The sequence below is a fragment of the Pseudomonas sp. UF-293 genome (assembly GCF_058245595.1).
In genome coordinates this window covers 1-22,907 of the sequence record NZ_JBSICA010000003.1, presented here as the reverse complement: position 1 = coordinate 22,907, position 22,907 = coordinate 1, and the positions used below count along the sequence as shown (strand labels likewise).

Annotated in this window: 21 protein-coding genes; 10 read left to right on the top strand and 11 right to left on the bottom strand. The window is 58.7% G+C overall.

Features of this window, described 5'->3' with window-relative positions; all coding sequences use genetic code 11:
- Window positions 1-15 precede the first annotated feature (15 nt).
- Both AC4IHP_RS04855 and AC4IHP_RS04850 read left to right on the top strand, forming a co-directional pair.
- Entirely contained in the window at window positions 16-729 is a 714-nt protein-coding gene (locus tag AC4IHP_RS04855; RefSeq protein WP_490831003.1) for an ATPase, read from the top strand.
- A 296-nt stretch (window positions 730-1,025) separates the two neighbouring features.
- The gene (locus AC4IHP_RS04850) at window positions 1,026-2,327 is read left to right on the top strand and encodes a delta-60 repeat domain-containing protein (RefSeq protein WP_490831002.1); all 1,302 of its coding nucleotides are present in this window, start codon (window positions 1,026-1,028) and stop codon (window positions 2,325-2,327) included.
- 61 nt (window positions 2,328-2,388) lie between these two features.
- Here AC4IHP_RS04850 and AC4IHP_RS04845 read toward each other — a convergent pair whose 3' ends face one another.
- Together AC4IHP_RS04845 and AC4IHP_RS04840 are read right to left on the bottom strand one after the other, a co-directional pair.
- Window positions 2,389-7,284 (bottom strand): NAD-glutamate dehydrogenase, encoded by a 4,896-nt coding sequence (locus AC4IHP_RS04845; RefSeq protein WP_490831001.1) that lies wholly within the window; start codon window positions 7,282-7,284, stop codon window positions 2,389-2,391.
- 479 nt (window positions 7,285-7,763) lie between these two features.
- Window positions 7,764-9,107, bottom strand: coding sequence for a hypothetical protein (locus AC4IHP_RS04840; RefSeq protein ID WP_490831000.1), 1,344 nt, complete (start codon window positions 9,105-9,107; stop codon window positions 7,764-7,766).
- Window positions 9,108-9,448: 341 nt separating this feature from the next.
- Between AC4IHP_RS04840 and AC4IHP_RS04835 the strand changes: the two genes are divergently transcribed.
- From AC4IHP_RS04835 to AC4IHP_RS04805, 7 genes are all read left to right on the top strand, one after another.
- Window positions 9,449-9,802 (top strand): hypothetical protein, encoded by a 354-nt coding sequence (locus tag AC4IHP_RS04835; RefSeq protein WP_460119633.1) that lies wholly within the window; start codon window positions 9,449-9,451, stop codon window positions 9,800-9,802.
- Between the two features lie 325 nt (window positions 9,803-10,127).
- Window positions 10,128-11,087 carry an AAA family ATPase gene (locus AC4IHP_RS04830; RefSeq protein WP_007913915.1) on the top strand — a complete coding sequence of 320 codons (960 nt, stop codon included), beginning with the start codon at window positions 10,128-10,130 and terminating at the stop codon, window positions 11,085-11,087.
- A gap of 5 nt (window positions 11,088-11,092) precedes the next feature.
- Entirely contained in the window at window positions 11,093-12,037 is a 945-nt protein-coding gene (locus AC4IHP_RS04825) for a DUF58 domain-containing protein (RefSeq protein ID WP_016774988.1), read from the top strand.
- On the top strand, window positions 12,034-12,531 hold the full coding sequence (locus AC4IHP_RS04820; protein ID WP_490830999.1) for a DUF4381 domain-containing protein: 498 nt from the start codon (window positions 12,034-12,036) through the stop codon (window positions 12,529-12,531). Before AC4IHP_RS04825 ends, AC4IHP_RS04820 begins: the two co-directional genes overlap by 4 nt.
- The gene (locus AC4IHP_RS04815) at window positions 12,524-13,603 is read left to right on the top strand and encodes a vWA domain-containing protein (protein WP_460119637.1); all 1,080 of its coding nucleotides are present in this window, start codon (window positions 12,524-12,526) and stop codon (window positions 13,601-13,603) included. Before AC4IHP_RS04820 ends, AC4IHP_RS04815 begins: the two co-directional genes overlap by 8 nt.
- Complete coding sequence (locus AC4IHP_RS04810) at window positions 13,600-15,336, top strand: tetratricopeptide repeat protein (protein WP_490830998.1); 1,737 nt, start codon at window positions 13,600-13,602, stop codon at window positions 15,334-15,336. Before AC4IHP_RS04815 ends, AC4IHP_RS04810 begins: the two co-directional genes overlap by 4 nt.
- The gene (locus AC4IHP_RS04805; protein WP_490830997.1) at window positions 15,333-16,964 is read left to right on the top strand and encodes a BatD family protein; all 1,632 of its coding nucleotides are present in this window, start codon (window positions 15,333-15,335) and stop codon (window positions 16,962-16,964) included. The genes AC4IHP_RS04810 and AC4IHP_RS04805 overlap by 4 nt, the downstream gene beginning before the upstream one ends.
- Here the strand turns inward: AC4IHP_RS04805 and AC4IHP_RS04800 are convergent.
- The 9 genes from AC4IHP_RS04800 to AC4IHP_RS04760 form a co-directional block, all read right to left on the bottom strand.
- Window positions 16,894-17,370 (bottom strand): hypothetical protein, encoded by a 477-nt coding sequence (locus AC4IHP_RS04800; RefSeq protein WP_490830996.1) that lies wholly within the window; start codon window positions 17,368-17,370, stop codon window positions 16,894-16,896. The two genes, AC4IHP_RS04805 and AC4IHP_RS04800, sit on opposite strands and share 71 nt — an antisense overlap.
- 106 nt (window positions 17,371-17,476) lie before the next feature.
- Complete coding sequence (locus AC4IHP_RS04795; protein WP_490830995.1) at window positions 17,477-17,890, bottom strand: hypothetical protein; 414 nt, start codon at window positions 17,888-17,890, stop codon at window positions 17,477-17,479.
- A 317-nt stretch (window positions 17,891-18,207) separates the two neighbouring features.
- Window positions 18,208-18,510, bottom strand: coding sequence for a hypothetical protein (locus tag AC4IHP_RS04790; protein WP_130903350.1), 303 nt, complete (start codon window positions 18,508-18,510; stop codon window positions 18,208-18,210).
- A 139-nt stretch (window positions 18,511-18,649) separates the two neighbouring features.
- A complete protein-coding gene (locus AC4IHP_RS04785; protein WP_490830994.1) occupies window positions 18,650-18,991 on the bottom strand; it encodes a hypothetical protein in 342 nt (113 codons plus the stop codon).
- Between the two features lie 64 nt (window positions 18,992-19,055).
- Window positions 19,056-19,418 carry a ribonuclease toxin immunity protein CdiI gene (gene cdiI / locus AC4IHP_RS04780; RefSeq protein WP_490830993.1) on the bottom strand — a complete coding sequence of 121 codons (363 nt, stop codon included), beginning with the start codon at window positions 19,416-19,418 and terminating at the stop codon, window positions 19,056-19,058.
- Window positions 19,419-19,441: 23 nt separating this feature from the next.
- Window positions 19,442-19,678, bottom strand: coding sequence for a hypothetical protein (locus AC4IHP_RS04775; RefSeq protein ID WP_263220075.1), 237 nt, complete (start codon window positions 19,676-19,678; stop codon window positions 19,442-19,444).
- A 12-nt stretch (window positions 19,679-19,690) separates the two neighbouring features.
- Window positions 19,691-20,119, bottom strand: coding sequence for a hypothetical protein (locus tag AC4IHP_RS04770; protein ID WP_490830992.1), 429 nt, complete (start codon window positions 20,117-20,119; stop codon window positions 19,691-19,693).
- Between the two features lie 67 nt (window positions 20,120-20,186).
- Window positions 20,187-20,441 carry a DUF8617 domain-containing protein gene (locus AC4IHP_RS04765; RefSeq protein ID WP_490830991.1) on the bottom strand — a complete coding sequence of 85 codons (255 nt, stop codon included), beginning with the start codon at window positions 20,439-20,441 and terminating at the stop codon, window positions 20,187-20,189.
- 106 nt (window positions 20,442-20,547) lie between these two features.
- Entirely contained in the window at window positions 20,548-21,024 is a 477-nt protein-coding gene (locus AC4IHP_RS04760; protein ID WP_490830990.1) for a hypothetical protein, read from the bottom strand.
- A 720-nt stretch (window positions 21,025-21,744) separates the two neighbouring features.
- Here AC4IHP_RS04760 and AC4IHP_RS04755 point away from each other — a divergent pair.
- Window positions 21,745-22,907: toxin VasX (locus AC4IHP_RS04755; RefSeq protein ID WP_490830989.1), on the top strand; the 1,163-nt coding region annotated here is incomplete at its 3' end.

Below are 22,907 nucleotides of genomic sequence, written 5' to 3'. Positions count from 1 at the left end.
CACGGGAGAAACACCATGAAACCTGCGCTTCCCACCCTGCTGGCGATCTGCGTTTTGATGCTCTCTGCCTGTTCTGTTCCCACTGCCCCGCAAGCCGTGTCATCTCTCGACACGCTGCTGCCGCACCCGACCGGTCGCAGCACTGCCACTTTGGTCAAGAGCGGTCCCGGCGTATCGCTGGGGGTGATTTATAGCCCCGGCACCCAAGCCAATCGCCAATACCTGCGCGAGTACCAGGCCAAGGCCGGCACCGGTTTTGGACACAGCCTGCTGGTGCAGCCGATCCACGATGCCTACGTCGCCAGCGCCAGCCCGGATCGCGCGGTGGAGTGGGTCAACGCTTCGCTGCAACGCCAGTTCGGCTCGGTGACGGTGTACCCGGACATGCAAAGCCTGCGCGCGGCCAGGCCGGATGTGGTGGCGATCGTCGATACCCACAGCCAATTGATCACCTCGCGCAGCTCGGATATCCGCGCTGACGTCAGTGCCGATTTTTACGATGGGCAGCTGAACTACATCGGCACGGCCAAGGGTTCGCAGGCTAGGGAGCTGACGCCGGTGTGGGCGGACTTCAAGCGCTCGGAAGAGATCGTGGCGGATATCAATCAGCAGGAGGAATTGCAGCTGGCGGCGTTGCGGGAGTTTGATCGCTCGCTGAGTAATCTGGTTGTGCGGCCGGCGGAGAAAGTGTCGATGCTCGAGAGTAAACAAGCTCAAAAGTTGTATTGAATGTAAGTCTCTTTTCGCGAGCAGGCTCGCTCCCACATTTGCAATGCGATCAACTGTGGGAGCGAGCCTGCTCGCGAAGGCGCCAGACCAGACACCACAAAAACCCTCAGACATTAAATCCCCGGCAAGGCTGGCCATCCCTTCTTCCACATCCACAACCATCCGCCGCTGTCCACTGTCAGGTCTGACAGTGGACAGCGCGACCGAACGCTCTCCAAATAGCAGCACTGCGTTGATTTGCCGGTGTGCATCGACTGATCGCTTTACGCAAAAACCGCTTACGCAAGGAGCAGATCATGTCTCAGATTAAAAAAACCAATGTGCATAAACTCGACCCCACTTTTGGCCCTGAAAATAAGGGCATCACCTGGCTTGAATATTCCGAACAGGAAAATGGTTTCGCCAAGGGAATCACCGTCGCAGCAGACGGCAGGCTGCTGATCGCCGCCAGTGCAGGCAATAAGTTCGCCGTGGTGCGGTTGAACGCTGATGGCACACCTGACGCTTCGTTTTCGAAAGATGGCGTGGCTAGCGGTGTTTTCGCCCACGGATACAGATCCGTTGGCGCCAGCATCAACATTCTCAAGAACGAGTCTATCTTGCTGAATGGCGACTTTTATCTGCACGAGTTCTCGAGCGCGCAGCGCGGCCTGGCGATGTTTAACAGTGACGGAACGCCGAGCGTCGAATTTGGCGACCACGGTGTAAAAATCGTTGCGCCGATTCCGCTTCCCGCCTTCACCCTGTCCGAGGTTGACCCCAGGCAGAAACGCACAACCGCATCCGACAACGGTGGCCACACCATTGAAATGGCCGATGGAAAACTGATGGTACTCAGCAACCATCAATATTCCCCCAACGACCAATGCGGTCTTTTGATCAGGCTGCAAACCAACGGAGATCTGGACACTACGTTTGGCCAGGGACAGGGTTACGTTGCGATTCGATACCTGGCCAACTTCACGTGGGCTGGCTCAATGATCCGGCTCCAGGACGGCAAGTTCGCCATCGCCGGTAACGTTTCACGTGAAGACAGCTACTGCGCGATGATCGCCCTATTCGACGCCGCAGGTAATCCTGTCAGCAGCTTTGGCGATAAGGGTTTTGCCCTGTTCCACGGCCTGGACATGCTCAGTCAGATCAACCAACTCGTAGAAATGCCTGATGGCAACATCCTTGGCATCGGTAGCGCCACCTCAAAGGATTTTGTTCACAGGGGCGTCCTGGTTTGTGTCGACCGGAATGGGAAATACGCCACCGACTTCAATGAAGGGAGGCCAGTTCTGAGGCCTTATTCGAACGCGCGTTTCGGCATCCAATGGACCTCTGGCACGCTGCGAGAAGGCGGACATATCCTTGTGGTTTCCAGCACCCACGGCGAAGAAGACTCGGAAATCGTCATTGCCCAGTTCAAATTGGACGGCTCTGCAGATCGCGATTTTGCCGACGACGGTGTGCTGGTCATCAATCTGACTGACGTGCTCGACACGGCGGGAGGCCTTGCTATTCAGAACCATCAGATTGTCGTAGCCGGAACATCCCTGCCCCATGTCGACGGCGTCGCTAGCTTCGCCTTCCGCTGCGCCGATACGTACTGAATGGCAGATATGAAAAAGCCCCGCCTCTTTCGAGAGCGGGGCTTCTTCATTCAGCCACTACTTACGCCAGTTCAAGCTCGGCATTCGCAGTCACCGCAGGCACGATTGCTTGCCCGCTCAACGCCAGATCCAGCAGTTCGCGGTTGGCCACCGCGTACATGGCGTAGTCCGTGCCGCTTGCCGCGCGGATTTCCACCAGCATGGCGCGCCAGCGTTCGATCATGCTTTCGTGCTGGGCCATCCACAGCGTCAGGCGTGCTTCCACGTCCTGGGAGCCGTCGCCCTGTTGCAGGACGGAGATGGTGATCGCCCGTTGCTGCCAGTCGACATCATCACGGAACGCTTCACGGGCCAGGGCCTGCCAGTTGTTTTCTACCGGCAGAGCGCTGATCTGTTGCAGGTACCAGGTGATGTCCAGCGCAGAGCCCACAGCGAAGTAGGCCTTGGCCACTTCGGCCGGATCCTGTCCGGTGACGTCTGCGGCTTCGATGATCGGCAGCAGCGTGTACAGGTGCGAAGTACCCGCAACCATACGCGCCAGCAACTCCGGCACACCGGCTTCAACGTATGCCTGATAGCGCGACTGCCAGTTCTCGCGGATTTCGCCGCTGAGCAGTTCGTCGAGTTTCAGACCCAGTTCTTTCAGGTGCGGACCGAAATGCGCGACGTCACGGGCAGCGTTCTGCTCGTTGCGGCGGGCACGCAGGAACCAGCGCGTGGCACGACGACCCAGACGCATCAACTCGTCCATCAGCTCCAGCTGCACGTCAGCGCTGACTTGGTAGTCCAGCGCTTCGATCTGACGGAACCAGTGCGGGAGGTGGAAGATGTCGCGCACGATCACGTAAGCGCCAGCCACGTTCGCCGGGCTCATGCCGGTCGACTCTTTGAGTCGTTGCACGAAGGTGATGCCCATGTGGTTGACCAGATCGTTGGCGATCTGCGTGCTGACGATCTCGCGCTTCAGACGGTGACGACGCATGGCTTCGGAGAACTTGCTGACCAGGGTCGGCGGGAACGCCGTTTCCATGTCGCGGGTCAGGTAATCGTCGTCCGGCACCAGCGAGCCCAGCAGCTGCTCTTTCAGGTCGATCTTGCTGTAGGAGATCAGCACCGACAGCTCAGGACGGGTCAGGCCGTGGCCCTCAGCGACGCGCTCGGTCAGTTGCTCTTCGGTCGGCAGGAACTCGATGGCACGGTCCAGCTTGCCACGGCCTTCCAGATCGCTCATCAGACGCTTGTACTCAGCGATGCGTGCGTAGGCACGGCGCGCCGCCAGGGACAGGGCCTGAGTCTGCTTGTAGTTGTTGCCCAGCACCAGATTGCCGACTTCGTCGGTCATGCTCGCGAGCAACTGGTTGCGTTGCTTGTCGGTCATGTCACCGGCCTGAACCACTTCGTTCAGCAGGATCTTGATGTTCACTTCGTGGTCGGAGCAGTCCACGCCACCGGCGTTGTCGATGAAGTCGGTGTTGGAACCCCCGCCATTCAAGCCGAACTCCACACGACCCAGTTGGGTCATGCCGAGGTTACCGCCCTCGCCCACGACTTTGCAGCGCAGTTCGTTACCGTTGACGCGCAACGCATCGTTGGCCTTGTCGCCGACATCGGCGTGGCTTTCGGTGCTGGCTTTGACGTAGGTGCCGATACCGCCGTTCCACAACAGATCCACCGGTGCCTTGAGCAAGGCATTGAGCAGTTCGGTCGGGGTCAGCTTGTCAGCCTGGATGTCGAAGCGCTCTTTCATCTGCGGCGAGATCGCGATGCTCTTCGCGCTGCGCGAGAAGATACCGCCACCTTCGGACATGATGCTGGTGTCGTAGTCGGTCCAGGCCGAACGCGGCAGGTCGAACAGACGCTGACGCTCGACGAAACTGGTCGCCGGGTTCGGGTTCGGGTCGATGAAGATGTGCATGTGGTTGAACGCAGCGACCAGTTGCAGCTTGTCGGACATCAACAGGCCGTTACCGAACACGTCGCCGGCCATGTCGCCGACGCCAACCACGGTGATGCTGTCTTCCTGAACATTGATGCCGCGCTCGCGGAAGTGGCGTTGGACGCCGACCCACGCGCCTTTGGCGGTGATGCCCATTTTCTTGTGGTCGTAACCGGCCGAACCACCGGACGCAAACGCGTCACCCAGCCAGAAGCCGTAGTCGATGGCGATGCCGTTGGCGATGTCGGAGAAGGTCGCAGTGCCCTTGTCCGCCGCGACCACCAGGTACGGGTCATCGTCGTCATGACGCACGACATTGACCGGCGGCACCAGCGCGCCGTCCTTCAGGTTGTCGGTGATGTCCAACAGGCCGGAAATGAAGATGCGGTAGCAAGCGATGCCCTCGGCCGCGATCTCGTCACGGCTGCCGCCCAGTGGCAGGCGACGCGGCAGGAAGCCGCCCTTCGCGCCCACCGGCACGATGACCGAGTTCTTCACTTGCTGGGCTTTTACCAGGCCGAGCACTTCGGTACGGAAGTCTTCTTCACGATCGGACCAGCGCAGACCACCACGGGCAACGTTGCCGAAGCGCAGGTGCACGCCTTCAACGCGTGGCGAGTAGACGAAGATTTCAAACTTCGGCACCGGCTTCGGCAGCTCAGGGATCGCATGCGGGTTGAACTTGAAGCTGAAGTACGACTTGTTCTGGCCGTTGGCATCCGTCTGATAGAAGTTGGTGCGCAGGGTGGCTTTGATCAGGTCGAGGTAACGACGCAGGATGCGGTCTTCGTTGAGCACCTGAACATCGTCCAGTGCAGTCAGAATCGCTTGTTCCAGACGCAGTTGCTTGTCTTCCAGATCATCGCTGCCGAGCTTGCGCGCCAGGTAGAAACGGGTCTTGAACAACCGGGTCAGTTCGCGAGCGATGTCGGTGTGGTTGTTCAGGGTGCTGGCGATGTAACCCAGGTCGAAGCCCAGACGAATCTGCTTCAGGTAACGGGCATAGGCACGCAGCAGCGCGACGTCGCGCCATGGCAGACCGGCGGTCAGCACCAGGCGGTTGAACGCATCGTTCTCGGCATCGCCGCGCACGATGTGCACGAACGCGTCCTGCAGGGTGTCGTTGAGCTGCTGGATGTCGAGGTCCAGACCTTCAGCGGCGGTGAAGGCGAAATCGTGAATCCAGAATTCGCGGCCGTTGGTGTGGCGCAGGCGATACGGGAATTCACCCAGTACGCGCAGGCCGAGGTTTTCCAGAATCGGCAGGACGTCGGACAGCGCCAGCGGCGTGTCGGCGTGATACAGCTTGCAATGCAGCTCGCGCTGGCCGGAGACCTGACCGAGCGGCTGATAGAAGCTCATCACCAGCGGATTTTTTTCGTTGAGGCTCAGCAGGTGCTGCATGTCGACCACGGCCGAATGCGCGGCGAAACGCTCGCGGTAGCCGGCCGGGAAGCCTTTCGGGAAGTCGGCCAGCACGTTGGTGCCGTGGGCTTCGCCGAAGCTTTCGACGGTCAGTGCGGCGTAATCGTCCTGCCAACTGCGGCAGGCCTGAACCACTTCTTTTTCCAGCAACACCGGGTCGATGTCGAGACGGTTCTTCGGATCGACGCGCAGGATCAGCTGCACGCGGGCCAGCACGGATTCCGAGAAGAACGTCCAGAACTCGCAGTCGGAAGCCTTCAGGCGCTCCATCAGCACTTGCTGGATCTTCTGGCGGACTTCGGTGGAATAGATGTCGCGCGGCACGTAGGCCAGGCAGTAGCAGAAACGCCCGTACGGGTCTTTGCGCAGGAACACGCGGATCTTGTTGCGCTCCTGGATCTGCACGATCGACATTACGGTGGTGAACAGTTCGTCGACCGGGGTCTGGAACAGGTCGTCACGCGGCAGCACTTCGAGGACCTGCGCCAGTTCCTTGCCCAGGTGAGCCTTGGACTGGAAGCCGGAGCGGCGCTCGATTTCTTCGACCTTGCGGCGGATGAACGGGATGACCCGCACGCTCTCGCCATACACCGACGAGGTGTACAGGCCCATGAAACGGTGTTCCTTGATGACTTTGCCGTCGGCGTCGATTTCACGGATCGACACGTAGTCCGGGTACGCCGGACGATGTACACGGCTCGGGTGCGCAGCCTTGGCGAACGACAGCAGGGTCGGTTCGCGCAGGTAAGACACGGCGTAGTCTTCGATGCGCAGGTCTTCGTAGGTCAGGCCGGTGCGCAGCAATTTGGTCAGGCCGAGGAAGGAGCTCTGGTCGTACTCGATGTGGCCGCCATCGGCCTGATCGGTGACAACGAACTCTTCGTAGCCGAGGAACGTGAAGTGGTTGCCCACCAGCCATTCCAGGAAGCTCTTGATTTCGTTCTTTTCGTCGGCATCGACCGGATAAGCGCTGTTGTCGAGCTGGGTGAGGATGTCCTGCACCTTGGCTTTCATCGGCTCGAAGTCAGCGACGGCGACGCGCACTTCACCGAGCACCTGCTCAAGCTCTTTGCTCAGCACATTCAGCTCGGCCGCGTTGGCGCAACGGTCGATTTCCAGGTACATCAGCGATTCGTGCAGCACGCCTTCGCCGGTGCTGCCCTTAGGCAGGATTTCCAGCAGTTCGCCCTTGCTGCCACGACGTACGCTGAGCACGGTGGTCTGCAGGGTGTGAATGCTGTAGCCGCGACGGTTCAGCTCGGTGCGCACCGAGTCGACCAGAAATGGCAGGTCGTGGTGCAGCACTTCGACCGCAGTGTGGGTCGACTGCCAGCCGTGGCGTTCGTAATCGGGGTTGTAGACACGCACTTGCGGTTGCGCGTGATCGAAGCGCTCAAGCAGGCGCCACGCAGAGAGAGTACAGCCAGCGAGGTCGGAGAGGCGACGTTGAGTCAGCTCGTCCAGGGAAATGATGCCGAAGAATTGTTCAGCGAACAGCGCCACTTGTGGCAGTGCCTGTTCACTGATGTGCTGCGCCAGTGCCGCTTGCAGTTGGTGCTGGAAGTCGGCTTTGCTGGCTGCGGTGAAGAACGCCATCTGTGGTACTCCGCTTAAGCTTGTTATTGATGGAAAGCGTCGCGTGCAACAGCCCTTTCGGGCCTCGTGTCGCCCTGTTCCTGATTCTCGGGCAGAGGAAACAGGGAGACAGGTGGGTGAAGCTGGACGGGACACTCAGGTCACATTCACCTTCCATGAATGAGCATCTGCAAAAGCGACTGCCCGCTCTGCCGACAATGCCTTTACGGGTGCTCATCCGTTGCGCAGCTTAATGGGTGCGACAATGTGTCTGCTTGCGGTGCTGCGACATATTCGGTCATTGGCACGTAAATGCAGGGTTTCGTCTGCATCAACACTAGCAGGCGTGAGCTGAAACGCAGGCCCGACACCCCCGTTTCACGGGACTTTCGTACCAGCACGGGCCTTGAGGACGTTACATATCCGGAAACGAAAACGCCCAAGGCCCTTTAATCGACCCTGAGCGTGGCATCCGGTTCAGCGCCAGCGGTTGACGCGGATCAGTCCGGCAACTCTTCGAAGGCTCTGAATTTGCTCACCGTGGCGCAGTCGTAGCACATCGTCTGCAGGATCTGTTTGTCCATGCTGGCGTCGATGCTGCTCGAATCGCATTCGCGGCAGAACAGGCGCAGATTGCCGAGCAAGTCGCTGTCGAACGCTACAGCGCTGAAGAATTGCGGAACCAGTTCGTCGCGCCAGTACATGCCGGGCGATTTGGAGAATCCGCCGCCGCTGTCCTTGAGCACTACATCGTAAAGCAGCCGCTGCAAGGCCGTTTGCGGCACCCGCGCATCGCGATGGGCGTTCTTGCGCCAGTTACGATTCAGTGCGTCCTGCGCCGTGCCGAGCATGTTGCGCGGAATGGTGTTGGAGGCGTGACTGCGCCCCTGGGAATTGCCGGTGGCATAGAAATGCGCGGCATTTCTCACGGCCAGCCGAGCAAAGTAATACAGCTGACTGACCGAGAAATCCTGCAGCAACTGCCCGACCACCTCCTCGGCACGGGCTTCAGCCGTGAAGGCGAAATCCACTTCGCTGGCCAGCACACGAATGTACTGAATCGACTCTTCGCGGGCGAGACTGAAGACCAAAGAATAGATTTCGCTCTTCCAGGCAGCCTTCACGCTGCCCGACAACTCCTGATACAGCGCCAGATACAGATTCTCTCGGGTACAGCGCGCCAAGCCATCCAGCGTGACGTTGGGCAGCCAGCGCACCGCGCTGTACTCGCGAATATTGCAGCCCTCGCTGCGATCGAAGGCGTTGATATCCGAATCGGTGGAAACCGCCAGCACTGCGGCTTCGTGCAGGCCCTTGAGCAGCTCTTCACGGGCCTCGAACGTCAGGGCGAGCAGTTCTTCTCTGGATGGCGCATTCAATGGCGCAATCCATTCAACGTTTGCGCCGTAGCCATCATCGAGCAAGGCGAGCAACGTCAATTTCTGCACAAACCCCAGATTGGCGTAAGGCACTGCGGGGCTTTGCGCGCCGTATCTGGCCTCCAGCTCCAGGCGGTCCCGTGCTGCGCGGGCGGCCAGTTGCTGCTGGCGAACCTTGAAACATTCTTTGCAATTGCACGTGGTGTGGCGGCGATTGGCGCCGGGGACACTGTGCTGGTGCTCACAGCGTACGCATTTGAATGCACTGCGCAGCGAAAGCGGAGTACCTCTGGCGTGACGGCGCATCCACATCGGCAGTTCGCAGTAAGGACAGGTGAGGTCTGCGCTGACGATCGGTGGCAGTACCTTGAGCAGACTGCGCACCGTTGAAGGAATCTGGAACTGCTCCATCAGCTGCGAAGTTTTCTCCCCTTCCAGATAGCGCTTGTAGATCTCCTCGCTCATCGGACAGGTGGCGGATTTCTTCGGCGCGCTCGAAATATCGGGTCATGGCAAAGGTCCTTTTTTGGGGGTTTTCGTAACGCACTCCGTTGCGCAAGAGCGGCGAAACTAACGGGAAAACGGTAGCGATCACAAGGGAAACATCGCAATTACGCATGGATTTGTTGCGACCGGCAATTGCCCTACGTGGGCGTCGGATCCTTCCTTCGAGCCGCTCGGAAGTGAATGACGGAAATGTCCTGCTTTGCCCCTTTTTACCGAAGCAGGCAGCGCGAACGAGCAGAGACTGGCAAAATCGCACCTTCGAACAGATTCACCGCCGCCACTGCCCAGGATTCCCCCCCATGCAAATGACCACCGCCCTACTGATCGTCAACCCGTGCGACGACGAAGAAGACAACATGGCCATGCTTTGCTGCCATAGCGACAAGGGCGAGATGTTCCTGATGAGTCGTTACCCGGATGAGGATGAGCTGGAGATCACCCTGGATGGCGAGCCTTCGACGCTCGACGGGGTGAAGGTCACGCTGACTGCGAATCTGCTGAAGATCGAGATTGCTGCGGCGGATGCCGATGCGTTGAATGGCGATGATGTGCTGGAGATCAGTTTTAATCCGGACATGGTGGATATGGACGAGGTTGTCGAGACTTTGAAGAATATTCTCGATGGCACCGGCACCTTTATCAGCGAGATTTGATGTTGACCGGGCTGGCCCTTTCGCGAGCAGGCTCGCTCCCACATTGGAATGCGTACACCAGACCCTGTGGGAGCGAGCCTGCTCGCGAAGAGGCCGGAACTGCCATCCGATAAATTTCCTGCTGACAGGAGATCAAAAGATCGCAGCCTTCGGCAGCTCCTACAGGGGATCGCATTCCAACCGGGAAGCCGCCAAAAGCCGCGATCTTTTGCTCTTTTGCACAAAATGCCGTTAGTCGCCGCCCCCCACGATGGATTAAAGTATCGCCCCCAGCCCCGGCGTTATCCGAACGCCCTGGCCACTCCCTTTCCAGGAACAGTCACCGATGGAACATCGTGAAGCGCTGCTGGCGCTGCGAACCTTTCTTTCAACGCAGATTCTCGGCCAGGAAAAACTCATCGAGCGCTTGCTCATCGCCCTGCTCGCCGACGGCCATATGCTGGTCGAGGGCGCTCCCGGTCTGGCCAAGACCAAAGCGATCAAAGAACTCGCCGAGGGCATCGAAGCCCAGTTCCATCGAATTCAGTTCACCCCCGACCTGCTGCCGGCCGACATCACCGGCACCGAAATCTACCGTCCGGAAACCGGCAGTTTCGTCTTCCAGCAAGGGCCTATCTTCCACAACCTGGTGCTGGCGGACGAAATCAACCGCGCGCCGGCCAAGGTGCAATCGGCCTTGCTCGAAGCGATGGCCGAGCGTCAGGTCAGTGTCGGCCGCAGCACCTATGAGCTGTCGCCGCTGTTTCTGGTGATGGCCACGCAGAACCCGATCGAACAGGAAGGCACCTATCCGCTGCCGGAAGCCCAGCTCGACCGCTTCTTGATGCACGTGAAAATCGGCTTCCCCGACGCCGCTGTCGAACGGCGCATCCTCCAGCAGGCCCGTGGCGAGGCGCTGAACGGCGAGACCAAGCCCGAGCGTCGGGTCAGCCAGCAGGCAATTTTCGCCGCGCGCAAGGAAATCCTCGGTTTGTACATGGCCGACGCTGTGGAGGAATACCTGGTGCAACTGGTCATGGCCACGCGCAACCCGGCCAAGTTCGACCCGGAAATGGCCGAGTGGATCGCCTACGGCGCCAGCCCGCGCGGCTCGATCGCCCTCGATCGCTGCGCCCGCGCCCACGCCTGGCTGGCCGGCCGCGACTTCGTCAGCCCGGAAGACATTCAGGCCGTGCTATTCGACGTGTTGCGCCATCGCATCATTCTGTCGTTTGAAGCCGAAGCCGCTGGCATCGATCAGGACCGCGTGGTGCAGCGGATTCTCGACGTCGTCGCCGTCGCTTGACCCCCATGAACGCCGCCCTGCCCTCCGAACCCGGTATCCGCATCAGCCTCGCCGAGCTGATCGAGATGCGTCACCGCGTGCGCGAGGTGCAACTGTTTTCCACGCCAAGTCAGCGCAGCCCGCTGATCGGCCTGCATCATTCGAAATTCCGTGGCCGTGGCGTCGACTTCGATCAGGTGCGGGTGTATCAGGCCGGTGACGACGTGCGCACCATCGACTGGCGCGTCACCGCGCGCACGCAGGAGCCGCACACCAAGCTGTTCCATGAAGAGCGCGAGCGGCCGATTTTCATCATGGTCGAGCAAAGCACGCGGCTGTTTTTCGGCTCGGGGCTGATGTTCAAGTCGGTGCTGGCGGCGCAGGTCGCGGCGTTGATCGGCTGGGCTGCACTGGGGCACAACGATCGCGTCGGCGGGCTGGTGTTCGGCGACAACGAGCACTACGAAATCAAGCCTCGGCGCAGCAAGCAGAGCCTGCTGCAATTGCTCAACCGTCTGGTCAAGGTCAATCAGTCGCTGCACAGCGAGCGCGAGCCGGATCGCGATGCCTTCGGCGTGGCCTTGCGCCGCGCGCGGGAAGTGCTGCGCCCGGGCAGTCTGGCCATCGTCATTTGCGACGAACGCGCTTTGTCCGACAGCGCCGAGCAGCAGTTGAGTCTGCTGGCGCGGCATTGTGATCTGCTGATGTTGCCGCTGTCCGATCCGCTCGATCACGCTTTGCCCGCTGCCGGCCTGCTGCGCTTCGCCGAACGTGGCGCGCAGCTGGAAATCGACACGCTGAACTTCGACCTGCGCCAGACCTACCGCGCTCAGGCCGAAGCGCGCATCGCTCGCTGGGAATTGCTCGCGCAAAAGCTGCGGGTGTTGCTGATGCCGTTGAGCACGCAGAGCGAAATGGTCGAGCAGATGCGCGAGTTCCTGAACCCGCAGCGTCCGGGGAAAGGTCGATGAACGGCCTCGACCAACTGCAACCGCTGATCTCACCGCCGCCGATCGCCTTCTGGCCGCCGGCGCCGGGCTGGTGGCTGCTGCTTCTGCTGTTGCCGCTGCTGGGTTTTGCCGTGTGGAAGCTACGGCGTTTCATTCCGATGAAGAAACGCCCGGTGGTGCGCGCCGAGCAACCACTGGACCCGGTGCGCATCGCCGCGCTCGCCGAACTGGCGCAAATGCCCAAACCCTACGACGGCGCTCCGGCCGGCGCTTGGCTGCAACAACTCAACGGCCTGCTCAAGCGCCTGTGCCGCAACCACTATCCGTACAGCCAGAGCCACACCCTCAACGGGCGCAAATGGCTGGCCTTCCTCGATAACCGCTGCCCGGCTGCCGGCCTGACGCGCTGGATGGTGCTGGTCGAAGGCGCGTACAAACCGGAATGCAAACTCGACGACAAAGCCATCGCTGGCCTGACCCAAGCGGTCGAAACGTGGATTCGCAAACATGTTTGAGTTCGCCTGGCCGTGGATCTTCGTGCTGTTGCCGCTGCCGTGGCTGATGCGTCTCGTCCTGCCGGTGGCCGACAGCGGCGAGCCGGCACTCAAAGTCAGCTTCCTCGCCGACCTCGAAGGCCTCGCCCGCCGCCGCGCGCGTGCGAACTTGCCGGCGTGGCGGCAGCAGGCGCCGTTTATCTTGCTGTGGCTGATTCTGCTGACCGCCGCCGCCCGCCCGCAATGGCTCGGCGAGCCGCTGCCAATTGCCGCCAGTGGCCGTGATTTGCTGGTGGCGGTGGACGTGTCCGGTTCGATGGATTTTCCCGACATGCAGTGGCAGGACGAAGAAGTCAGTCGCCTGTCGCTGGTGCAGCATTTGCTCGGTGATTTCCTCGAAAGTCGCGACGGCGACCGCGTCGGTTTGATCCTGTTTGGCAGTCAGGCCTACCTGCAAGCACCGCTGACCTTCGACCGGCGCACCGTTCGCGTGTGGCTCGACGAGGCGCGGATCGGCATCGCCGGCAAGAACACCGCGATCGGCGACGCCATCGGTCTGGCCCTGAAACGCCTGCGTCTGCGCCCGGCGCAAAGTCGCGTGCTGATTCTGGTCACCGACGGCGCCAACAACGGCGGCGAAATCAATCCGCTGATTGCGGCAAAACTGGCGGCCAGTGAAGGCGTGAGGATCTATCCGATCGGCATCGGCGCCAATCCCGAGGACAGCGGCTCGACCGGCCTGCTCGGGGTCAATCCGAGCCTTGACCTGGATGAACCGGCGCTCAAGGCCATCGCCGAAATCACCGGCGGCCAGTACTTCCGCGCCCATGACGGCAAAGAGCTGCAAGCGATCAAGGACACCCTCGATCAGCTCGAACCGGTGACTCAGCAACCGACTCAGGCACGCCCGGCGCAAGCCTTGTATCACTGGCCGCTGGCGCTGGCGCTGTGGTTGAGCCTGTTGCTGGTCGTCCGCGAGCTGTGGCCGGACAATCCGCTGCAACGCCTGTTTACCAAACAACTGTATTTGCAAAGTCCACTGCCGGACTGGCGTCAGCGCTTGCAGCGTTTGCGCCTGCGGAGGCGCCGATGATCGCGGACTGGCCGCACTGGTTCCGCCCTTGGTGGCTGTTGCTGTTGCCGCTGCTCGGCTGGCTGCTCTGGCAACTCTGGCACCGACAGAAACGCGCCGGTCGCTGGCAGATGATTCTGCCGCCAGCATTTCACGCTGCGCTGCTCAGTGGTGGTAGCGGGCGCCAGAGCAAATTGCCGTGGATCGCCCTTGGCGTGGCGTGGTTGCTGACTATTCTGGCCTTGCTCGGGCCGAGCTGGGAGCGCGTCGAACAGACCAGCCAGAAACCCGCCGATCCGCTGGTAGTCGTGCTCGAACTCACCCCGGAAATGCTCGCCACCGACTCGCCGCCGACGCGTCTGGAACAGGCGCGGCGCAAGCTGTTCGACCTGTTGCAGGCGCGCAGCGACGCGCAGACCGCCATCGTCGTTTATGCCGGCAGCGCGCACACGCTGGTGCCGCTGTCGGATGATCTCGCAACCAGTCGCAACCTGCTCGACGCGCTCAAGCCGTCGCTGATGCCGGAAGCCGGCCACCGCGCCGATCTGGCCGTGGGCAAGGCGCTGGCTTTGCTCAAGCAAGGTGCGCTGGGACAGGGACGGATTTTGCTGATCGGTTCGTCGCTCAACGAAGAGGAACGGCGCGGTATTCGCCGTGCGCTCAATGGCGAGTCGACGCAACTGCTGATGCTCGGCATCGGCACCGCAGAAGGTGCGCCGATTGCCCAGGAGGACGGCAGTTTCCTCAAGGACGAGCAAGGCGCGATCCGCGTGCCGCAACTCGATAGCCCAGGCCTGGCGACTTTCTTCAACAGCGTGGGCGGCGAATATCACCCGGCGCGTCTCGACGAGGCTGATCTTGGCGCTCTTGGCCTGCTCAACGGCCCGCGCAGCCTGCGCGACGACGGCCAGACCGTGCGCCTCGATACGTGGGCCGATCAGGGTTACTGGCTGCTGTTGCCGCTGCTGTTGCTCGCCGCTTGTGCCGGGCGCCGTGGCTGGCTGTTCTGCCTGCCGCTGCTGTGGTGCCTGCCGCAACCGAGCTACGCTTTCGACTTCGAAGACTTGTGGTTGCGCCCCGATCAACAAGGTTTGCATCTGCTCAAACAGAAACGCCCGGCCGAAGCCGCGCAGCATTTTGAAGATCATCAGTGGCAAGGGGTGGCGTTGTACGAGGCCGGCGACTACAGTGGCGCCGCTCAGCGCTTCGCCGAGGGCAGCGATGCCCGCGCCCACTACAATCGTGGCAACGCTTTGGCGAAAAGCGGCGAGCTGGAAGCGGCGATCGACGCCTACGAACAGGCGCTGGAACTGCAACCGGATCTGCGTCCGGCGCAGACCAACAAGGCGCTGGTGGAAAACCTGCTGAAGCAGAAAAACGCCCCGCCGCCGCCCGAGCCGGACAACCAGCCGAACGAACAAAGTCTGCCCGGCGATGAGCCTTCGCCCACCACCGCGCCCCCTCCGGCGGTGAGCAGCGAAACCCAGAGCGAGGCGCAACCGGCCGAATCCGCCAGCGAACCGCCGCCGACCGCCCCGCCGCTGCCCGGCCCTAACGAAATCCCCGGCAGCAACGAGGAAGAGGAAACCGATACGGTGCCGACCCTGCGCCCGAGTGAGAACAACCTCGAGGGCGAGCAGCGTCAGGCGCTCGAGCAATGGCTGGGCAAGATCCCGGACGACCCGGGCGAACTGCTCAGGCGCAAATTCTGGTACGAACAGCAACAACATCAGGATCAGGAAAACAATCGATGACCCGCTTCACCGCTCTCTTGCTGCCCCTGCTGATCTGCACGGCCACCGCTCAGGCGGCCGAGCTGACCGCCAGCGTGGATCGCAGTCGCCTGAACTCCGGCGAGACGGTCGAGCTCACCCTCGAAACTGACGACGTCACCCAGTTCGGCAAGCCCGATCTGTCGGCGCTGGAAGCGTTGTTCGAAGTGCGCGGCACGCGCCAGGTCAACCAGCTCAACACCCTCAACGGCGACAACCGCGCGACCACACGCTGGATCATTACCCTGCTGCCGAAAGAGAACGGCAGCGTGGTGATTCCGCCGCTGCAACTGGGCGAAGCGCAGAGCCAGCCGATCACCGTGCAGGTGATCGCCAGCGACAACCGCGAAGAAAAGAACAGCCTTGATCCGGTGTTCATCGAAGCCAGCCTCGATCAGACCAGCGTCTATGTGCAGGCGCAGGCCATCCTGACGTTGCGCATTTATCACTCGGTTTCGCTCTACGACGACAGCAGCCTCAGCCCGCTGCAAATCGCCGATGCGCGCATCGAACAACTTGGCGACACGCGCACCTACGAAAAAGACATCAACGGCCTGCGCCACGGCGTGATCGAGATGCGCTACGCGATCTACCCGCAACACAGCGGCCTGCTGACGATCGCCCCGCAAACCTTCAGCGCCACGCTGGTCGATACCGCGCCTTCAGCAGACGCCTCGGGGCCGAAGCCCGGCAAACTGATGCGCGTCAGCTCGGCGTCGATTCCGCTGACGGTCAAACCGAAACCGCTGACCTACCCGGTCGATGCGCCATGGCTGCCGGCGCGCAGCCTCAGCCTCAGCGAAAGCTGGAGCCCGGAACCGGACCACACCCAGGTCGGCGATTCCCTGACCCGCAGCCTGACCCTGAAAGTCGAAGGCCTCGCCAGTTCACAACTGCCAGCCCTGCCCGCCACCGACGTCAACGGCCTGCGTCGTTACCCCGACCAACCGGTGCTGAGCAACCAGAGCAGCGATCGTGGCATCATCGGCAGCCGCGAAGAGCGCGAAGCCCTGGTGCCAAGCCGCAGCGGCGCGATCGACCTGCCAACCGTCGACGTAGTCTGGTGGAACATCTTCGAAGACCACCTCGAACACAGCAGCCTGCCCGCACGCACCCTGCAAGTGGCGAACAACCCCAGCCTGCAGATCGACACCCCGGCCGGCACCCTGCAACCGAGCACGCCCGACAACGACACCCTGTGGTGGTGGAAACTCAGCACCCTGATCCTCGCCTGCACCACCCTGCTCGGCTTCGGCCTCTGGTGGCGCGCCCGCTGGCAACCGGCAATCCACCGCGCCGCCCAGACCGGCCCGAGCCCACGCACCCTGCTCGACGACATCAAACGCGCCAGCCAAGCCAACGACCCCCACGCCACCCGCCAGGCACTGGACGCCTGGGCGCGGCAGCAGCCGGAGACACTGGCAGACATGGCCGCGCGGTTTGTGCCGTTGTCGGATGCGTTGGATGGTCTGAACGGCGCGCTGTACAGCGAGACCGGGCAGCATTGGCAGGGTGAGGATTTGTGGCGGGCGATTCGTACTATTCCCGCCGCCGAGCGCGTGCAGGATCCGGTGAGTGAGAGTGGATTGCCGCCGCTTTATCCGAAGTGAAAAGTACAAGATCGCAGCCTTCGGCAGCTCCTACGGATTGTGTGTAGTAGCTGCCGAAGGCTGCGATCTTTGATCTCAGGTGAAAAGGCTGAGAAACATCGGATTCAATAACCAAATTTCGTTCGCACTTGTTCACATCGCGATACGAGAGCACGAAGGAATTCCATGGTTCGCCCCTTACAGCTGCATTTCCGTGAAGCTTCTCTACGAGCATGTAGATTTTTGAATTATTGAAATCGGTTTCGGCATCCCAATGTTCAAAACCATCTTTTTCAACGGCAAGCTCTGCTTCCATATAGTTCCCGCCCCATTCGACGCCATAGCAGAACGCATCGTAGCCATGGACGATGCCGGCTTCGACCAACTGGAAAATCTCTTGGACAATCTTTATGTCTTCGGTAATCACTGTACAAACTCCAGAGCGGAGCGGAAATGGAGCTTCCTAAGAACCATGCATAGTCCCATTTATCCAAAACGCTCGGCAAATATACAACCGTCCCCCTAGCGGTTTTTCATGCACGGAAGAGTTCGACGTAAACAGCTTCAACGATGGCATCATCTTCTTCAAGATCGGGCACGTAAAATCTTAAGCCCATATCAATGATATTGAAGCCCGAATTATTGAAAGCCAATTTTTCTCCTTGCGCGATTAAAAACCTTTGAACCAGCAGCGCATCTTCACCGACCAGTTTCTGGCTCTTCCAAACGAGTTGGCTCCACTTTAAAAACTCAACACCACTCACCATGAAGCTCTCATCGAAGTATAAATGCATGCCTAAATCATCATAAGCGTCAGTCGGTACTGAAGAATCCTCGGATTTGAAAAACTCCTCAAACCCACCACCGAGAGCCTTCCTCGTTTCATCTCGTGACATACCAGCATGAAGCAATCCCAGATCACCGCGGGCTAATAAATTGAAAATCATTGTCATCTCTTCCTAAAGTCGTCCGGATTTAAAGTCGAAGCATATTCCAACATCTGCTTAATCGCCACATCATACTTGGCACCAAACAACCTTCTGGATAAAAAGGGGACAGACCACGTTTTCGGAGTACTTCCCAAACGTGATCTATCCTTATTTACCCACTAACCTTCATAAGTTAAAAACCTTTGACCCCTCGAGATAGACCACGTTTATTTAAACGTGGTCTGTCCCATTATTCCTCATGGACGATTCGGAAAATGCTCTTAATGACTTCTAGATCTTCGATGACCATGACTGTCCGTTCGACGTCCCGTGGTTCAATACCCAAATTTCGTTCGCACTTGTTCACCATCGCGATACGACAGCACAAAGGATTTCCATGGTTCGCCCCTTACAGCTGCATTTTCGTGAAGCTTCTCTACGAGCATGTAGATTTTTGAATTATTGAAATCCGTTTCGGCATCCCATCTCTCAACACCATCTTTCTCAACGGCAAGTTCAGCTTCCATATAGTTACCGCCCCATTCGACGCTATAGCTGAAAGCATCGTATCCCTTGACAATCCCGGGATCGACCAACTGAAAGATCTGGTTGACGAGTTCAATATCCTGAGTAATCAAGCCTTTACCTCTAGTAACTGCCTGGCTTCTTTTTAAACGTCACGGTTTTTGGCTTGCCATCTGTCGTGTACGTCAGTATGAGGTAGTCCGGCCTCCTGACCAGGTGGGATTGCCTCGCCCGAAAATCAATCCCTGGCTCCTACTCAGAGATTTTTCCGTAATCAAAACCCTTGGGGATTTTCGGCCAAGCAGGATGTTTTACCAACGCATCCAGATCGTCATAGATATCCCGAAAAAAATTGGCAAGATCCATGAAGTCCGTTCGTGAATTCAGCAATGCGGCTTTTAACATCACTTCGTTTGAGTCGGCCTTGGCGGATGCCGCTCTGGACATATTGTAGAAAGTGCTTGCTAACCTTTCCGCCAACTCAGCTTCCCAGTTCAGCTTGTAATCACCTTCCCAACTGTCACCATCAAAATCACCGGCTTTATCTTTAACCAACTGGATAATCAGTTTCTTTACTGACTCGAAATCATTCATCTTTCAACTTTCTCTTGATCGGATAACTTTTAGCTGCGCTAGACAAATGGAACACTTCCACTTATCAGATATAGCTCCCACTTAACAGAACATCTACTTCAGCCTTACTTTCAGGATGGAGCTGTAGGTATTTATCACAAGCTAGCCGAAGGTATTCCATGCAAACCTCTTCACTGACAACAATTGTGTTTGCATCGCTAGAGGGATACCCATAAGAAAACTCCACTCCTTCGAAATGGCCCTCTTCAAATGAGCTATTTACATCAGGGAAGTTACAGTATGCTCCATCAACACTGAACCCCCAACGCCTAACAATATAGCCGGCTGCCTCGATGAAACGGCCATCATCATACATCCTGTCAAAATACCCTTTGACAATCCAATAAGGGTCTGACTGGCGGTATGGCTGACCGAACAACTCCTTCATAACAACCTCACTTCATTGCCGGATCATACACTGTCATTTCTTGAGTCTTCTGAACAGGAAACAATGTCCAACTCGTCCCACAGCATCGACAAGCCTATGCTTTCCATATAAGTCCCAAAATCCAGAAAAGGCGCAACGCCGATCGCCTCAATTGAAAACCAGGTAGCGTCGCACTCTGGGCACATGAATAACTCTTTGCCAGTGGCCTTGACATGGGCACAGACAATGTAATCCTGCTGACATCTTGGGCAGATGATCATCTCTGGCTCCTGTTAGAGCACGACGCCGTTGAATGAATTTTCGCGGCGCAGATTGATATATAAAGTGGTGATCAAGTCGTCGTCATCGTCAACGTAAAACCCCATACACAACTCACCGACTTCAAATCCGTCATCATCAATGATGGGGTCAATACCGTGGCGACGGAACAAAGCCAATACGTCCGTGGATGTTTCGCCTACCAGCTTGTGCCCGCTCCAAGACACCGTGCTTCTTTCGAAAAATTCTACCCCTTTAACCATATCTCGTTCGTCATAGTAGACATGAAGGTCGAGCTGAGAATAAGCATCCGTAGTATTCAAGGAGTCAGCTGTTTTCCAGAACACTTCGAAACCGGCTCCCAGAATTTCGCGCACTTGAGTTCTGGACAGTTTTCCATTCAGGGGGCCGACCAATCCGTATTCCGCAATTGAAAAGTCCATTTGAAGCCTCTTGCTGGTGAACAATCCAGTTCCCACTCTTTCCCCGAAAGCATGTGGGCGCGCTCTATCATACTTCCTTGATATAGGAAGAAAAGTTTCCGCCACCTTGATCAATATGTAGTCGTTCGCATTTATTGCAGCGATAAACAGCAGTAGCACTCGCACCTATCTGCTGATAGAACTCTTCCTCAGACAACCAACGATCTGCCAAGGCAGCACCCAGCTCATCTATCTTTCGCTCGGCAACCATTGAAAACTCGGACTCGGACGTACCATGAGACAAATTGATTATCTGACCGCACACGCAGGAAAATTTAGGCATTGTATTGGTGGCTCAACTCAAGAAACGTAATTGCTCGCCCACGGTCTTGAGGCGAGCACATCAAGACAAAAATCTTTTTATCAGCGAGCGTTGGGAATGGGATCAATCATTGTTTCACCTGATAGAACGTAACCACCGGGCCGTAATCCTCATCCGAGTTCGACACCTCGACAGTGAATAATGTGTCCGGGAATTTCTCCTTCAACACCATTCGCCAGGCAAACCCGATCATCTCGCACAGCTGAAAAAATATTCTGGGCGATACACCATTTCCGTATTGGCCAAAAACATCATAAATCTTCACATAATTCATAAGCCGCTCAACCTCCGCCATGTCGCCAGCGGCAAGGTTCACGCAGCGCGCGAACGCTTCGTGTGAAAAATTTCGCTCGAGGAAAACGCCTCCCTCAGACACGATGAACGTCGGGAACAGCAACGTGGAAAACATCAATATCTGTTCCGGGTGGCATTGGTCGTTGATATACGAATGAATATCCAGGCCTTCCTGATTTGCCCATTGCTGCTTCCACGCGTCATAGGGTTCAGTGTCGATGACGAAGGGTAAAGAGTTGATCAGTTGCATTGCATGGGCTCCAGACACGATTTTCCGCCGTGGGGGACCTGGGGTACAGATCTCTGTTTATCAGAACTTGGTTTGTCCCTGGTTCTGCTCCATTACCCGCACGATCCAGCGAGATACTGGGATTGGCAACGACGAGGCCATCGGCCTGCGCTCATAGTGGCTGCAAGACCATGAGGTTTGCCAGTTGGAACGTCTGTCCGCGCTTGGACACGCCAATGAACTGATGCGTTCGGCCACAGGGGCAGAAGACTGATGCGCGAGGAATACGTACGACGAACGTCCATGTAGAAGATCCTGCAACGGGCAATAATCGGTCTGATCAGGTGCCATGCTCGGCCGGACAGCGGCGCGGATGAGCGCAAAGAGTCGCTGGCGTCTCTGCAATAGCGCATCATTCGGCATGATATTAGGTGGCCACTATTTTGGCGTCAATCAATGGATGGGTTGAACAACGGTTTCGATGAGCGGTACAGCTCGTATCCTCGGGCAATGCGCCTGTTAAAGGCTCTGTTTGCCCTGCGTCGGTTTGCGAGCGCGGGTACGCCTTCAGGGTTACTCACGGTTCATCCGAAGTAACCTCTGTAAGATTTCGGACGATCCCTAGTAGGCTTCATCCCGAGTGTTCGATTCCTACGCAAAACACAGAAAGATCTGACTGCGGTCGCTTCCCAGATACACGCACATTTCTCTGTCACAAACAGACACAGGGAAATGTGCTCAATGATGCACCCCGCCAACCTTGCGGCAGCTGCCGCCTCGAAAGCACCTATTGGTGCGCCAGCCGCCTGCCCCTTGCGCAACACCCACGTGCAACTGTTACCCCTCGCGTACGGCCTGGTGGAAAACCCCTTCGACCCCAGCACCGAAATCACGCTGCCTTACATCCTGACCACGCGTCCCATGGGCATCCGCCGTTTGCGCGATGGTTGGCTGTACATCGTCGACAGTCTCAGCGGTGAGCTGTACGAATACCGCGTGCTCGACGGCGTCATCAGCGCATTGCTGCATCGCGGCAAAAGCGTCAGCGAGGATCAGCGCAGCGCCATCGAGGAACGTCCGGCGTTGATCTTCTCGCGCAAAAGCACCCTTTACGTGACCTTTGCCGATGTGCAGTTGAGCGCGGCGAAATGCCGACAGGTGCTGGACAGCGCGGAGGAGCGCGAGCACTTCATGCAGGCGGTCGATCTCGGCCCGGTGCATTGTCTGATCGGCGGCGAGCATCTGCTTACCGTGGCCCAGGCCAAACAGTGGCTGGCGGAAGTGGCCTGCACAGCGAAACCGCTGGCCGAGGCGGACGCCACGCGGATGCCGGCGGTGCAGGTCAGCGATGCGCCGGAGCACGAACGCGAACCCTATCTGTGGGAAAACCCGCGGCGTTTTCGCGAGGCGCATATCGGCGAATTTCTTGGCCGGGTGCGCGGGCCTTATCAGGACGACACGCTGTTTCTGCTGGTCAACGACGACCTTGGGGTGATGCGCGATCTGGCCGATTATCAGGATCTGGTGGTCGGCTGGATCGAGCAGTGGAGCAACACCGACAACAACGAGCGCGACTATCTGCTGGCCAGTTACATCGAGTCGCTGAGCCAGCTCGGATCTCAGGACTTCGACACTTTGGCCAAGGCCAGCGACGATTCGCGCGCCCAGGCATTGTTTGCTGAACTGGAGCAATTGCCCGAGCCGGATCGGGAAAATACCCGGCAGGCGCTGCTTGAGTATTTGAACAAGGGTGGTGAGGTCGAGCCAGTTGCAGGCGAAGCCACGCTTGAGTTGCAACAGCTTCGCGAAAAGGCACTGGACGACTCACTGGCGCTGAACCGTTTCGACGGCGTCGCCCCGGATTTCACCGCGCACGCTCGCGTCACCGCCGAGGCGGACCGACG

Excerpts from the sequence above, each read along its gene's own strand:
- AC4IHP_RS04850 (WP_490831002.1), top strand. The coding sequence starts at position 1,026 with ATGTCTCAGATTAAAAAAACCAATGTGCATAAACTCGACCCCACTTTT.
- AC4IHP_RS04840 (WP_490831000.1), bottom strand. The coding sequence starts at position 9,107 with ATGAGCGAGGAGATCTACAAGCGCTATCTGGAAGGGGAGAAAACTTCG.
- AC4IHP_RS04830 (WP_007913915.1), top strand. The coding sequence starts at position 10,128 with ATGGAACATCGTGAAGCGCTGCTGGCGCTGCGAACCTTTCTTTCAACG.
- AC4IHP_RS04765 (WP_490830991.1), bottom strand. The coding sequence starts at position 20,441 with ATGCCTAAATTTTCCTGCGTGTGCGGTCAGATAATCAATTTGTCTCAT.
- AC4IHP_RS04795 (WP_490830995.1), bottom strand. The coding sequence starts at position 17,890 with ATGATTTTCAATTTATTAGCCCGCGGTGATCTGGGATTGCTTCATGCT.
- AC4IHP_RS04820 (WP_490830999.1), top strand. The coding sequence starts at position 12,034 with ATGAACGGCCTCGACCAACTGCAACCGCTGATCTCACCGCCGCCGATC.
- AC4IHP_RS04810 (WP_490830998.1), top strand. The coding sequence starts at position 13,600 with ATGATCGCGGACTGGCCGCACTGGTTCCGCCCTTGGTGGCTGTTGCTG.
- cdiI (WP_490830993.1), bottom strand. The coding sequence starts at position 19,418 with ATGAAGGAGTTGTTCGGTCAGCCATACCGCCAGTCAGACCCTTATTGG.
- AC4IHP_RS04855 (WP_490831003.1), top strand. The coding sequence starts at position 16 with ATGAAACCTGCGCTTCCCACCCTGCTGGCGATCTGCGTTTTGATGCTC.
- AC4IHP_RS04785 (WP_490830994.1), bottom strand. The coding sequence starts at position 18,991 with ATGAATGATTTCGAGTCAGTAAAGAAACTGATTATCCAGTTGGTTAAA.
- AC4IHP_RS04825 (WP_016774988.1), top strand. The coding sequence starts at position 11,093 with ATGAACGCCGCCCTGCCCTCCGAACCCGGTATCCGCATCAGCCTCGCC.
- AC4IHP_RS04845 (WP_490831001.1), bottom strand. The coding sequence starts at position 7,284 with ATGGCGTTCTTCACCGCAGCCAGCAAAGCCGACTTCCAGCACCAACTG.
- AC4IHP_RS04815 (WP_460119637.1), top strand. The coding sequence starts at position 12,524 with ATGTTTGAGTTCGCCTGGCCGTGGATCTTCGTGCTGTTGCCGCTGCCG.
- AC4IHP_RS04775 (WP_263220075.1), bottom strand. The coding sequence starts at position 19,678 with ATGATCATCTGCCCAAGATGTCAGCAGGATTACATTGTCTGTGCCCAT.
- AC4IHP_RS04760 (WP_490830990.1), bottom strand. The coding sequence starts at position 21,024 with ATGCAACTGATCAACTCTTTACCCTTCGTCATCGACACTGAACCCTAT.
- AC4IHP_RS04770 (WP_490830992.1), bottom strand. The coding sequence starts at position 20,119 with ATGGACTTTTCAATTGCGGAATACGGATTGGTCGGCCCCCTGAATGGA.
- AC4IHP_RS04835 (WP_460119633.1), top strand. The coding sequence starts at position 9,449 with ATGCAAATGACCACCGCCCTACTGATCGTCAACCCGTGCGACGACGAA.
- AC4IHP_RS04805 (WP_490830997.1), top strand. The coding sequence starts at position 15,333 with ATGACCCGCTTCACCGCTCTCTTGCTGCCCCTGCTGATCTGCACGGCC.